The following is an 11,949-nucleotide window of genomic DNA, read 5'->3' as shown; positions in this document are numbered from 1 at the left end:
CGGCGGATGCCGTGGGTTCGGCTGAAGAAGAAATGGTCTCGTCCGTTCCGGCGGGCGCGGAGGCGATCGCCTGGGTGGACTTTCAAGGCTACCAGCGGGTCGGAAAGCGGCGTATTTTGGTTTGCAAACGTGTCGCGACGTGGCATGACCCAACGAGAACCGTTCGAAAAAGGCGGACCCATGACAACGCTCAGTTCGGTGCTGATCGCACTCTTCGTCATCATCCTTGTTTCCTTCATCGTGACCTTCGTCGTGGTGCGCATGCTCTACAAACGCCTTCGCCCGAGCCGGATGCTGACCGGCGCGGTTCTGCGCTCACAAGCCCGGGTGGTCCGGGGCCCGCAACGCGAGGTCCTGAAGCTGCGCGTGCGGCTGCAGGACACTCTCGACAGCGGGCAGGCAGCGGTCGACCTGGCCCGAAGCAGCGAGGGCCCGCTCGGCGAACTCCCGCGGCTCTTTCGCCGGGTCCGGAGCGAGGGCGCGACGCTGGAAACGCAGTTGCGGCTGCTGCAGAGCGAGAGCGATCCCGCCGTTCTCGCCGAGGCGATACCGGTGGCGCGCCGCCGGGTCGACCAGGTCGCCGTGCTGGTGCGCCGCCTGCGCTCGGCCGTCGCTTCCGGCCTCGGCGACCTGACCGACGACAGCCTGATGACCCTGCATTCCGATGTCGACCATGAGGTCGACGCGCTGAGGGCCGGAGTGCAGGAGTTGCGCACGCTCAACGGCAACGACGCATTCCCCTCCCCTCCTGTCCTTGAGGCGATGCACCGGGGGTCCACGAACCGGGTGTCAACGAACCGTCTGACCGGGGGGAACGGATCATGACCATCAGCTCGCGGCTGCGGGTCATCCTTCGCAGCAAGTCGTCCCGAGCCCTGACCCGGCTGGAGGACCCCCGGGAGGCCCTCGACGACAGCTACGAGCAACAGGTCAGGATGCTGCAGCAGATGCGGCAGGGACTGGCCGAGGTGGCGACGACGAAGAAACGGATCGAGCTGCAGGGGCAGGAAATGGGCTCCCGCTACCAGCGGCTGGCCGACCGGGCCCAGGAGGCTCTGAACCAGGGACGGGAAGACCTCGCCCGCACGGCACTCGAGCGCCGCTCCCTCCTCGAGAGCCAGGTCGCGGCCCTGCAGAACCAGTACCGCGCGCTGGAACACCAGCAGGCGCAACTGCACGACAACGAGCGTCGCCTCGCTGAACGGGTCGCCGCCTTCCGCACGGAGAAAGAGACGATCAAGGCCACCTACTCCGCGTCCGAGGCGCGGGTGAGGGCCAACCAGGCCGCGGCGGGGATCGGCTCCCAGATGAGCGATGTCGGCATCAACCTCGACCGGGCCAAAGACCGGGTCGCGCAGATGCAGGCCCGCGCCGCCGCCACCGACGAGCTGCTCTCCAGCGGCGCCTTGAGCGATGCCACCGCCGCGCCCGACGCGGACCTCGAACGCCAGCTGTCGGCCGGCACGACGAAAGCAGACGTCGACCGCCAACTCCAGGCGATGAAGAACGCCCGCGCTTCCCGCCCGGGCAGCGCCCCCGGCACCGGGCCGGGCAGCCGGGGCGGAGCCCGACCCCAGCCCGGAACCGACGCCTGGCTGAGCATCGGCCAGGGCCCGAACACCCCCTGACCGGTCGGCGAACCAGCCCGCCCGCTCCGACGAAGTCCGTGCCGGTGAAGCAGGCCCGGCGTCGAACCAATTCGACGGAGATTTTGAGTTAAAACCACCCAATCGGTGCGCCGGGGCACGATATCGGCAAAATCTCCGTCGAATTGGTTCGCGAGCAGTTCGTGGGGCGGCGGGCAGCGGGCAGTGGCCGGTGAAAAAACGGGTCGGATCACAGGAATATCCGGTGGGCCGGGTAGCGTGGAGGCAGGAGGCCCTTTTATGCGCAAGTTCATTTTCAGCAGTGCCATGCTCGGTGTACTGGCCGGCGGGCTGAACATCCTGCACGCCACCCGCACCGAGAAACACGACTGGCGTCTGGTCCTGATGTGGATCGGCTGGGGACTCAGTTTCGCCGTCGCCGTCGGCACGATCATCGAAGACGCCGACGAGCGCCAGATCGAGCACTGACCGGGGGTTCTGCGGCGTGTCAGAACGGTTTGCCTGCGTGAAGGCGGCACACTGGGAGTAATACTCAGCACAGCCGAGAGGGGCTCCCCGATGTTTGGTCGTCGACGTCGCGTCGAACCGGTGGCGCCGGTCACCCCGCCGCCCCTGGCCGAGCTCACCGACGAACAGGTCTTCGCTCTTCTGCACGAGCAGCTCGCGCAGCTTGTCGGAACCCAGGGGCAGTGGACCCTCGTGCCCCGCAGCAGCGACGACACCGATGTGATCTTCCACGGCCTGAAGGCACACCAGATCGCGTCCTCGCTCGCTGCCGTGCTGCGCATCGAGACGGCTGCCCTGCGCGGCGAGGTCTCGGCGGAGCCGACGGCCCTGTCCTGGACGCCGGCCCCGATTTCCGTGTGGGCCGAGCCGGAGCGAGCAGCCCTGGCCCCCGTGGCACTGCCCCACTTCTCCTCGGCCGCGCCCGAAGCGGCCGAGTCGACGGATCGCGCCCGACTCGTCGCTTAAGAGCGGCGCGAGCAGCCAGACCGACCGGTCTGGGCTCCTGGGTCAGTCAGCCGACGGGTTTCCAATCCGCCGGGCCCGTGGTCCCCGCCGGATAGTCCCCCAGGGGTACGGCATCCGTGCGCCAGGCGGCAAGCACCGGCGCCACGATGCGCCAGCACTCTTCCGCGGAGTCCCCACGCACCGAGAGCGTCGGATCCCCGCCGAGCACTCCCTCGAGCACCTCGCCGTACGCCAGCAGTTGACCCGGCCCGAATGCCGCGTTGAGGTGCACCCGGTCAAGGGTGAGCGGGTCCCCCGGGCCGTTGAGGTTCAGTTCCAGCGAGATCTCGTCCGGGACCAGCAGGATCCGCAGGACGGTCGGGCCCGGCTGGGCGCCGAACCCGGTCGGCAGGTACGGCACCGGTTTGAAAGTGATCACGATTTCACGGCGGCGCTCGGCGAGGGCCTTCCCTGATCGCAGGGTGAACGGGACGCCCGCCCAGCGCCAGGTGTTGATCTCGAGAGTGACCTCGGCCAGAGTCTCGGTATTGTTCTCCGCCCGCACCCCGTGCTCATCGACGTACGACGGCACGGAGTGCCCGTCGACGACACCGGCGGTGTAGCGAGCGCGATGGCTATTGCGTGCGGGGTTGCCGTTGCGCAGCCGGGTGGCGCGCAGCACGATTCCCTTCGCATCCCGGAGGTCGGCCGCTCCCAGAGAGGACGGTGGCTCCATGGCCAGCACGGCCAGCACCTGCAGAAGGTGACTCTGGATCATGTCGACCAGGGCGCCGGCGCGGTCGTAGTACCCCGCCCGGCCCTCCAGGCCGAGCTGCTCGTCGTAGACGATGTCCACACGCTCGATGTGCTCGCTGCTCCACAGCGGTTCGAAGATCCGGTTGGCGAATCGGAGCCCGAGCAGGTTGTAGACGGTGGAGCGCCCCAGAAAGTGGTCAACGCGATGGATCTGGTTCTCGGGCACGAATCCGGCGAGCCGGGCGTTCAGGGCGACGGCGCTCTCCTCATCGACGCCAAAGGGTTTCTCGAGGGCGATCTGGGCGCCCGCCGGCAGCCCGACCTCGGCGAGCGCGTCACACACCAGGGCGGCGACGGCGGGAGGCACGGCCAGGTACACGGCCGGCACGCCCTCGCATTCCGCCAGCACCCGGGCGAGGTCCGCCGGATCCGCGGGATTCGCCGTGTGATACGTGGTCTCGGCGATGACCCTGTCCACGGCGGACCCTGAGGCTCCGGCCGTGGCGAACGATTTCTTCACGACGGCCCGCCAGGCGGCCGGAGTGAATTCTTCCCGCCCCGCTCCGACCAGCTGCAGCCGGCGCTCGGGCTGCTTCGTCAGGAGCTGACCCAGGGCGGGCATGAGAAGGCGGGATGACAGGTCCCCGCCCGCACCCAGGAGAAGAAACGTCGAGATGTGCGCGGTCATCTGACAAACCTAGCTGGCAGGGTGTCTGCATGGCGCTCAACATCGAAGATTATGCCCTGATCAGCGACTGCCACACCGCGGCCCTCGTCGGCCGGGACGGGAGCATTGACTGGCTCTGCCTGCCCCGCTACGACTCGGCCTCGATGTTCGGGGCCCTCCTCGGCGACGAGGACCACGGACGATGGCTCCTGGCGCCCGTGGACGATTCGGCCACCTGCACACGCTCCTATGTCGACGGCACCTTCATCCTGTCCCAGGTCTGGACGACGGAGACGGGGCAGGTGGGGGTCCTGGATTTCATGCCCCACGGCGATCGGCGATCGGACCTGGTGCGCCGGGTGCTGGGCATCTCCGGATCGGTGCGGATGGGCCAGGAGTTACGCATCCGCTTCGGCTGTGCGACGACCATGCCCTGGGTTCGCCAGCTCCGCCGCGGAGACCAGCGTGACCTGATCGCCGTGGCGGGTCCGGACGCCGTGATCCTGCGGGGTCCCGGCCTGACTCCGGCGGACCACCGGCACGTCTCGCAATTGACCGTCGCGGCCGGCGAGACCGTCGACCTGCAACTGGCCTGGTACCCGTCGCACGAGGAGCCGCCACACGCCCTGGATGTCACCGACTCCCTGCACCGCACGGCCGAGTGGTGGCAGGGCTGGGCGCGCTCGTACACCCACGAAGGCGCTTTCCGGGACGAGGTGGTGCGATCGATGCTCGTGCTGCGTGCGCTCACGCACGAGACCACCGGGGGAATCGTGGCTGCCGCGACCACGTCCCTTCCCGAGTCCCGGGGCGGGCACCGCAACTGGGATTACCGGTACGTCTGGCTCCGGGATGCCGCCCTCACCCGGTCCGTGCTGCTGTCCCACGGATACGAGGTGGAGGCCCAGGGCTGGCGGGCCTGGCTGTTGCGGGCGGTTGCTGGCGGTTGCCGGCGACCCGGAGGATGTGCAGATCATGTACGGGCTCTCGGGCGAACGCTACCTCCCCGAACGCGAGCTGACCAGCCTGCCGGGATACCGCGGCGCCGGACCGGTGCGGGTGGGCAACGGCGCCGTCAACCAGTTCCAGGCCGACGTCATCGGCGAGGTGCTGGTTGCGCTGCACGCTGCCCGCGAGGCGGGGATCACTGAAACGGAGTTCTCCTGGCCGCTGCAGCGGGCCCTGATCGACTACCTCGAGCACAACTGGTCTCGCCCGGACCAGGGCATCTGGGAGGTGCGCGGACCGGCCCGCGAATTCGCCCACTCCCGCGTGATGGTCTGGGCGGCCTTCGACCGGATGGTGCGCGGCGTGAGCGAGTTCGGACTCGACGGGCCGGTCGAGCGCTGGGCCGAATTGCGCGAGAAGGTGCGGCTGGACATCGAGCGGCACGGATTCGACGCGGAGCGCAACATCTTCACCCAGTACTTCGGCGGTAGCGATGTGGACGCATCCCTGCTCGTACTCCCCCAGGTCGGCTTCTGCGCGCCGGACGATCCACGGATGCTCGGCACGGTGGCCGCGATCGAGGCCGACCTTCTCAGCGGCGGCCTGGTGCTGCGCTACCGCACCGACACGACCGTGGCCGGTCTCCCCGCGGGCGAGCAACCATTCCTGGCGTGCTCGTTCTGGCTGGTCGAACAGTATGCCGCGTCCGGCAGGGGCTCCGACGCGACGGCCCTGATGGAGCGTCTGGTAGCACTCTCCAACGACGTCGGCCTGCTCTCCGAGGAGTACGGCGTTCGCTACGGTCACCAGGCGGGCAACACGCCGCAGGCGCTGTCCCACCTGGCGCTGGCGCTGGCGGCTGACGCGATCGTCGCCGGCTCCGTGCCGGTCGGAACATCCGCCGCCGGCCCAGGATTATAGAGTTCGGTCATATTCTTTGTAGGTCTTCGTCGGAACGGGGCCGCCGGAGGATTCTAGATTGAAGAGCATGACCGCACGCACCCGCACCCGCACACTCACCGTCCGTGATCTCGCGCAGATTGCCATCTTCGCCGCCCTGATCGCTGCCCTGGGGCTGCCGGGCGCCCTGACCATCGGTGCGGTGGCCGTGCCGATCACCTTCCAGACCCTGGGGGTGATGCTGGCGGGCGCCGTGCTCGGCGCCCGGAAGGGCTTCTTCGCCGTGGCGCTGCTCCTTGTGCTGGCCGCGGCGGGCCTGCCCCTGTTGTCGGGCGGCCGCGGCGGGCTGGTCTGGTTCACCACGAGCCCGGCGGCCGGTTACCTCTACGGCTGGCTGCTGGGCGTGGTGGTCATCGGCTACCTGACCGGGAGGCTGCTCCCCCGCTACCCGTTCTGGGCCGCGCTGGGTGCGACCGTGCTGGGCGGCATCGTCGTGGTCTACCTCGTCGGCGTACCGGTCACCGCGCTGAACCTGGGCCTGCCGGTCTGGGTTGCGGCGGTCGACAGCGTGAAATTCCTGCCGGGTGACGTGCTCAAGGCTGTCGTCACCGTGCTGGTCGCACGCCAGGTGCACAAGGCCTACCCCGGGCTGATCCCGGTGCGTCGCCGGTCAGCCCGCACGTCGAAGGTCTTCGCCGGTCGCCGATGAGCTCGATCAGCTTCGACGGGGTCTCGCATGCGTTCGGCGAACGGATGGTGCTACGCGACATCCGTCTGAATCTCACCGAGCGGAGGGTTGGGATCGTCGGCGCCAATGGCTCCGGCAAGTCCACGCTGGTGCGGCTGATCAACGGGTTGATCACCCCCGACAGCGGAACGGTCACGGTCGACGGGCTGAACGTGGCCCGCAACGCCAAAGAGGTGCGGCGCAAGGTGGGGTTCATTTTCACGAACCCGGACAACCAGATCGTCATGCCCACCGTCGCGGAGGACGTCGCGTTCACCCTGCGGCGGCGCGGGCTGACCCGGGATGAGGTAGCCGCCCGAACGACGGCCGCGCTGGATCGGTTCGGCCTCAGCCAGCATGCCGACCACCCGGCGCACCGACTGTCCGGCGGTCAGAAACAGCTGCTCGCCCTGGCCGCCGTGCTCGTCGCTGAACCGCAGATCGTGGTGGCGGACGAACCGACCACCCTGCTCGACGCGCGGAACGCCCGCCGGATCACCGAGCTCCTGCTCGGGATGAGCCAGCAGGTCATCGTGGTGACCCACCAGCTCGAGTTGCTGGCCGCCTTCGACCGTGTGGTGGTGATCGAGGACGGCCGGGTCGTCGCCGACGGCACGCCGGAGGCCGCCCTCGGGTCGTATCGGGCACTGCTGGCATGATCGGGCTGTACCACCCCGGGCACTCGCTCATCCACCGTGCACCGATGCTGCTCAAGCTGGCGCTGCTCTCCGCCGGGGTGATGATCGTGGGGCTGCTCGGGGAGCCGTGGCAACTCGGCGCCGCCCTCGCGGTCGTGTTCGGGCTCTACCTCGTGGCGCGCGTGCCCCTGGCACCGGCCTGGCAGCAGATCGGGCCGATCCTCTGGGTCCTGCTGATCGCCGTGCCCGTGCAGGCTCTGTTCGCGGGCTGGACCGTCGCCGGCCTGATGGCCGGGCGCCTGCTGATCGCGGTGGCGCTGGCCGCACTGTTCACCCTGACCACCACGGTCACGGCCGTGCTCGAGGGGTTCCAACGGATGCTGCGGCCGTTGCGCCGCTGGATCGACGCCGACCGGGTCGGACTGCTCGTGGCCCTCACCCTGCGCTGCATCCCCCTCGTCGCCGAGATCGTGACCGAGGTGATCGAGGCCCGCCGGGCCCGGGGAACCCAGGGATCTCTGCTGGCCCTCGCTGTGCCGGTCGTGGTGCGCTCCCTGTATGCGGCGGACGCGATCGGCGAGGCCCTGGTGGCCCGCGGCCTCGACGACTGAACCGCTCCCCGGCCGAGGCGCCGCATCCCTTGCCGGTCCGCATGGCCGGGGGCAGACTGAACAGGGCAGAACCTCCCCGGACCCGATAGTGGAGGACACCATGGGCACAGGAAACATGAGCACGCTCGTCGTCTACGACTCGAACTTCGGCAACACCCAGGTGATCGCCGAGGCGATTGCCGCAGAGCTCGGCGAGGACACCCGAGCCGTTCCCGTTGCCGGTCTGGGACTCGACAGTCTCACCGGCGTCGAACTCCTCGTCGTGGGCGGCCCGGTCAACGGCTGGCGTCCCTCGCCGCGGATGCAGACGTTCCTCGCCCAGTTCAGCCACGGAACCCTGCGAGGGGTGCGGGCCGCGGCGTTCGACACGCGGCTCAGGCTGTTCATCCACGGAGACGCCGCCGGCAAGATGGCGCACGCCCTCGAGCGGGCGGGCGCCCATATCGTGGCCAGGCCCGTGGGGTTCGTCGTGGAGGGCACGCACGGTCCCCTGGCGGCGGGCGAGCTCGAGAAAGCGGTCGCGTGGGCGGGGTCGATCGTGTCCGCCATCCACCGATAGTGCGCGAAAAAGGCCCGGATCGAGGGGATCCGGGCCTTGTGGGGTTGCGCTACTTGCTGGTGAGCAAGTCCACGTAATCCTGGTTTTCGGAGATCCACTTCGCCACGATCGGCTCGTAGTCCTTGCCGTCGTAGTCGACGAACATGGCCTTTTCGAGCGAGTACAGCTTGTCGAGGTCCATGTCGAAGCCCTTGATCCAGGTGGTGGCCCGCGGGAAGTCGTCGGCGAAGTCGGCCTTGGCGTAGGAGTGCAGACTCTCCTTGCCCTTCAGCGCGCCCTTGGGGTCGTCGAGGGTCTTGATCGGCAGCGAACCGTACGCCCAGTGCGGCTCCCAGAGGGTCACGGCGATGTTCTCGCCGGCTTTGGTGGCCGCGGTGAGTTCGGTGAGCATGGCGGCGGTCGACGAGGTCAGGTATTCCATGTCCTCGAGGCCGTAGGTCGGGATGACCTTCTCGGTGGTCGCCTTGGTCAGGCCGGCTCCGGGCTCGATCCCGACGATGCGATTGCCGAACTTGTCGGCGTTCTTGGCCAGCTCGTCGAGGGAGTCGATCGGGGCGTCCTCGTTCACGGCGATGGTCAGCCGTGATTCCTTGTTCCAGGCCCCCAGATCGACGATGTCGTCGCCGTATTCCTTGACGTAGGACGCGTGGGTCTTGGGCATCCAGACATCCATGTTCAGGTCGTAGTCGCCGGTGGAGAGACCGGAGTAGACGGGGGCGACGTCAGCGTATTCCAGCTCGGCGTTGTAGCCCTTCTCGTCGAGGATGGCCTTCCAGAGTTCGGACACCGCGACGCCTTCGTCCCAGCCGTTGAACACGGCGATGGTGATGTCTTTCTTGTCCTTATTGCCGTTTCCGACGGTCTCCGCTTCGGAGGCCGCGCAGCCGGACAGGGCGAGAAGCCCGACGGCTCCGATGGCGAGGAGGGACAGTGATCGTTTCTTCATGGTGTTTCCTTTCGGGTCACCTGACGGTGACCGGGGTGCAACAGTGAGCAGGTCAGGCAGCCAGAGCTTGCTGGCTGCGACGCTTGCGGGCCGCGAGGATGCGGCCGAGGGGGGTGTCGCCGGTGCCGAGGGCCGCGGTCAGTCGGTCGAGGAAGATCGCGAGGATCACCACGGCCAGGCCGGCCTCGAAGCCGAGTGCGACATCGATGCGGTTCAGGCTGGCGACGACATCCGCTCCGAGCCCACCGGCACCGACCATTCCTGCGATGACGACCATCGACAGGGAGAGCATGATGACCTGGTTGATACCGGCCATGATGGTCGGCATGGCCAGCGGCAGCTGGATCTGGCGGAGTATCCGCCACGGCGAGGCGCCGAAGGCCTGGCCGGCTTCGACGACTTCCCGGTCCACCCCGCGGATACCCAGTTCGGTCAGGCGCACTCCCGGAGCCATCGCGAAGATGATGGTGGCCACGATGCCGGGAACGACGCCGACGCGGAACAGGATCAGCGCGGGAATCAGGTACACGAAGGCCGGCATGGTCTGCATGAAGTCCAGAATCGGGCGGATGATGTTGGACGCCACCGTCGATTTGGCCGCCAGAATTCCCAGCGGCAGGCTGAAAGCGATCGCCAGCACACTGGCGACGAGCACCAGCGCGAGGGTGTCCATCGCGTTTTCCCACTGGTCGACGCCGACGATCACCGTGAGGCCGAGGATTGTTCCGACCATGAATTTCCAGCCGCGGGTGGCCAGGGCCAGTCCCGCCGCGAGCACGATGATCACCCAGAAGGGCGGCGTCACCAGCAGGAAGTCGACCAGCTCATACGCACCGTCGAAGGCGGCCCGGATGAAGTCGAAGAAGAAACCGAACGTGTCGGTGATCCAGTCGATGAAGCCCTCGACGATGGTGCCGAGGGGAAGGCGGAAGTCGTTCACAGTGCGGCTCCTTCCAGCGCGGTTTCGCGCAGGGTTTCGGTGATCATGCTGACGGAGATGGTCGCCGCCGGCTCGATCACGGGCAGGTCACCGGTGTTCGTGCTCACGTTGCCGAGCGCGGCCAGCAGGGTCACCCGGGGGATGACGCCGAGCAGGCGCTTCTTCTCGTCGACGACGGCAATGGCCAGGTCGCTCTCAACCGAGGGTTCGACCAGCTCGACGAGCGGGGCATCCGGGCTGACCGAGACGGCGTCGCCCAGGATGATCGAGCGCAGGTCGGCGTCCCCGGCCTTGACGAGTTTGAGCACGTCGCGGTCGCGAACGACCCCGGCGAAGCTGCCGTCGCGGTTGAGCACGAACGCGGCGGAAGTCTGGAAGTCGCGCATGATGCGGAGGGCGGCACGCGGACCACCGGTGGTCGTGACGACGGCGCGCACCGGCTCCATCACACTGGCAGCGGTCAGCACCCGGGCACGGTCGACGTCCTGCACGAACTGGGCGACGTAATCGTTGGCCGGGTCGGTGAGGATCTCTTCCGGCGTGCCGATCTGAACGATCCGCCCGTCGCGCATGACCGCGATGCGGTCACCCAGGAACATGGCCTCGTTGAGGTCGTGCGTGATGAAGATGATGGTCTTGCCGAGCTCGGCCTGCAGCTCGATCAGCTGTTCCTGCATCTCGCGGCGGATCAGCGGGTCGAGAGCCGAGAAGGCCTCGTCCATCAGCAGCACATCGGTGTCGGCGGCGAGTGCGCGGCCGAGGCCGACGCGCTGCTGCATCCCACCGGAGAGTTCAGACGGCAGGCTGTCGGCCCAGCCGTCGAGCCCCACGAGACGGATGATGGTGCGGGCCTTGGCCAGGCGTTCCTCGCGCCCCATACCCTGCACCTCGAGTCCGTAGGCCACATTGTCGATGACCGAGCGGTGCGGCAGCAGGGCGAAGTGCTGGAAGACCATGGAGATGTTCTTGCGACGCACGTCCCGCAGCTGGGCGGCCGGGATGCCGGTGATCGGCTGACCCGCCACGGTCACGGTGCCGGAGGTGGCATCCAGTAGACCGTTGAGCATGCGGATCAGGGTGGACTTGCCCGAGCCGGACAGCCCCATCACCACGAATATCTCGCCACGGTGCACCTCGAAGGAGGCGTCGATCACGGCGGCGGTGCCCAGCGAGGACACCTCGTCGCGGCTCGATCCCGCTTTCATTTTCTTGACTACCTCGTGCGGGCGACGCCCGAACGCTTTGGACAGTCGATCTGCCTTCACGGCAATGGTTTCGGTCACGGATTCTCCCCGGCACGCCGGGCGCGGCCGTCTTGACGGCCGACGTGTCGGGTGCGCGCTGTGTCGGACGGGTAGGCCGTGACCGGCCTCGACGCCGTTTCGGGCGTGGGCTGGAGCGATCATGGGACCGCATCCGTCAGGGCCTCACCATACGAAATGGCCGTCCCAATGGGGTCGTGGCTGCGTGTTCGCGTCCTGGTGAAGGGTCGTAAGACCAGCTACTACCCTAACACGGGGGGAGTTTTCATCGCAGGATCTGCGATTTCAGCGGCGGTAGGCAACCCTGGGTCGGGCTCCGGCGGCGGCGCTTCGGGTTTCACCGCACGGATGAACGTGGCCGGCTCGGTCACGAATGCGCGCCCGCTCGGCGAGGTCCACCTCAGGGTGCCGGCCTCCAGGTGTTTCACCGTCCACCG

The 11,949-nt window shown here is 68.1% G+C and carries 13 protein-coding genes and 1 pseudogene; 10 read left to right on the top strand and 4 right to left on the bottom strand.

All coding sequences use genetic code 11. The features are described from left to right. Positions 1-180 precede the first annotated feature (180 nt). The 4 genes from E3T42_RS08610 to E3T42_RS08595 all read left to right on the top strand — a co-directional run bounded on the left by E3T42_RS08610 (position 181) and on the right by E3T42_RS08595 (position 2,579). Positions 181-825 carry a hypothetical protein gene (locus E3T42_RS08610; RefSeq protein ID WP_134402820.1) on the top strand — a complete coding sequence of 215 codons (645 nt, stop codon included), beginning with the start codon at positions 181-183 and terminating at the stop codon, positions 823-825. Further along, positions 822-1,628, top strand: a complete 807-nt coding sequence (locus E3T42_RS08605) for a PspA/IM30 family protein (RefSeq protein WP_134402819.1) — start codon at positions 822-824, stop codon at positions 1,626-1,628. The genes E3T42_RS08610 and E3T42_RS08605 overlap by 4 nt, the downstream gene beginning before the upstream one ends. Before the next feature lie 258 nt (positions 1,629-1,886). After that, positions 1,887-2,075, top strand: a complete 189-nt coding sequence (locus tag E3T42_RS08600) for a hypothetical protein (RefSeq protein ID WP_134365211.1) — start codon at positions 1,887-1,889, stop codon at positions 2,073-2,075. 90 nt (positions 2,076-2,165) lie between these two features. Further along, complete coding sequence (locus E3T42_RS08595; protein ID WP_134365210.1) at positions 2,166-2,579, top strand: hypothetical protein; 414 nt, start codon at positions 2,166-2,168, stop codon at positions 2,577-2,579. 46 nt (positions 2,580-2,625) lie between these two features. On the opposite strand, the gene E3T42_RS08590 is transcribed toward E3T42_RS08595, so the two are convergent. Further along, entirely contained in the window at positions 2,626-4,002 is a 1,377-nt protein-coding gene (locus tag E3T42_RS08590) for a glucose-6-phosphate dehydrogenase (protein WP_134402818.1), read from the bottom strand. 29 nt (positions 4,003-4,031) lie between these two features. Between E3T42_RS08590 and E3T42_RS08585 the strand changes: the two are divergent. The 5 genes and pseudogenes from E3T42_RS08585 to E3T42_RS08565 all read left to right on the top strand — a co-directional run bounded on the left by E3T42_RS08585 (position 4,032) and on the right by E3T42_RS08565 (position 8,364). After that, a pseudogene (locus E3T42_RS08585) lies at positions 4,032-5,850 on the top strand (glycoside hydrolase family 15 protein). A gap of 67 nt (positions 5,851-5,917) precedes the next feature. Further along, on the top strand, positions 5,918-6,538 hold the full coding sequence (locus E3T42_RS08580; protein ID WP_134365208.1) for a biotin transporter BioY: 621 nt from the start codon (positions 5,918-5,920) through the stop codon (positions 6,536-6,538). Continuing rightward, the gene (locus E3T42_RS08575) at positions 6,535-7,215 is read left to right on the top strand and encodes an energy-coupling factor ABC transporter ATP-binding protein (protein WP_134365207.1); all 681 of its coding nucleotides are present in this window, start codon (positions 6,535-6,537) and stop codon (positions 7,213-7,215) included. Before E3T42_RS08580 ends, E3T42_RS08575 begins: the two co-directional genes overlap by 4 nt. Next, positions 7,212-7,805 carry an energy-coupling factor transporter transmembrane protein EcfT gene (locus E3T42_RS08570; protein ID WP_134365206.1) on the top strand — a complete coding sequence of 198 codons (594 nt, stop codon included), beginning with the start codon at positions 7,212-7,214 and terminating at the stop codon, positions 7,803-7,805. Before E3T42_RS08575 ends, E3T42_RS08570 begins: the two co-directional genes overlap by 4 nt. 100 nt (positions 7,806-7,905) lie before the next feature. Continuing rightward, positions 7,906-8,364, top strand: a complete 459-nt coding sequence (locus E3T42_RS08565; protein ID WP_241975938.1) for a flavodoxin domain-containing protein — start codon at positions 7,906-7,908, stop codon at positions 8,362-8,364. Positions 8,365-8,413: 49 nt separating this feature from the next. On the opposite strand, the gene E3T42_RS08560 is transcribed toward E3T42_RS08565, so the two are convergent. The 3 genes from E3T42_RS08560 to E3T42_RS08550 are packed head-to-tail and all read right to left on the bottom strand — an operon-like array spanning position 8,414 to position 11,533. Then, entirely contained in the window at positions 8,414-9,310 is an 897-nt protein-coding gene (locus E3T42_RS08560) for a glycine betaine ABC transporter substrate-binding protein (RefSeq protein WP_134365205.1), read from the bottom strand. A 52-nt stretch (positions 9,311-9,362) separates the two neighbouring features. After that, positions 9,363-10,250: a proline/glycine betaine ABC transporter permease gene (locus E3T42_RS08555; protein ID WP_134402817.1), complete on the bottom strand. Its 888-nt coding sequence runs from the start codon at positions 10,248-10,250 to the stop codon at positions 9,363-9,365. Further along, complete coding sequence (locus E3T42_RS08550) at positions 10,247-11,533, bottom strand: glycine betaine/L-proline ABC transporter ATP-binding protein (RefSeq protein ID WP_241975937.1); 1,287 nt, start codon at positions 11,531-11,533, stop codon at positions 10,247-10,249. Before E3T42_RS08550 ends, E3T42_RS08555 begins: the two co-directional genes overlap by 4 nt. A 78-nt stretch (positions 11,534-11,611) precedes the next feature. Here E3T42_RS08550 and E3T42_RS17045 point away from each other — a divergent pair. Further along, a partial coding sequence (locus E3T42_RS17045; protein WP_206750368.1) for a hypothetical protein occupies positions 11,612-11,949 on the top strand: 338 nt, incomplete at its 3' end.

This window comes from Cryobacterium sp. TMT4-10 (genome assembly GCF_004403275.1).
In the GTDB taxonomy this organism is placed as follows: domain Bacteria; phylum Actinomycetota; class Actinomycetes; order Actinomycetales; family Microbacteriaceae; genus Cryobacterium; species Cryobacterium shii.
This window is presented reverse-complemented; position numbering and strand designations above follow the sequence as displayed.

Excerpts from the sequence above, each read along its gene's own strand:
- E3T42_RS08570 (WP_134365206.1), top strand. The coding sequence starts at position 7,212 with ATGATCGGGCTGTACCACCCCGGGCACTCGCTCATCCACCGTGCACCG.
- E3T42_RS08565 (WP_241975938.1), top strand. The coding sequence starts at position 7,906 with ATGGGCACAGGAAACATGAGCACGCTCGTCGTCTACGACTCGAACTTC.
- E3T42_RS08610 (WP_134402820.1), top strand. The coding sequence starts at position 181 with ATGACAACGCTCAGTTCGGTGCTGATCGCACTCTTCGTCATCATCCTT.
- E3T42_RS08560 (WP_134365205.1), bottom strand. The coding sequence starts at position 9,310 with ATGAAGAAACGATCACTGTCCCTCCTCGCCATCGGAGCCGTCGGGCTT.
- E3T42_RS08600 (WP_134365211.1), top strand. The coding sequence starts at position 1,887 with ATGCGCAAGTTCATTTTCAGCAGTGCCATGCTCGGTGTACTGGCCGGC.
- E3T42_RS08595 (WP_134365210.1), top strand. The coding sequence starts at position 2,166 with ATGTTTGGTCGTCGACGTCGCGTCGAACCGGTGGCGCCGGTCACCCCG.
- E3T42_RS08580 (WP_134365208.1), top strand. The coding sequence starts at position 5,918 with ATGACCGCACGCACCCGCACCCGCACACTCACCGTCCGTGATCTCGCG.
- E3T42_RS08575 (WP_134365207.1), top strand. The coding sequence starts at position 6,535 with ATGAGCTCGATCAGCTTCGACGGGGTCTCGCATGCGTTCGGCGAACGG.
- E3T42_RS08590 (WP_134402818.1), bottom strand. The coding sequence starts at position 4,002 with ATGACCGCGCACATCTCGACGTTTCTTCTCCTGGGTGCGGGCGGGGAC.
- E3T42_RS08605 (WP_134402819.1), top strand. The coding sequence starts at position 822 with ATGACCATCAGCTCGCGGCTGCGGGTCATCCTTCGCAGCAAGTCGTCC.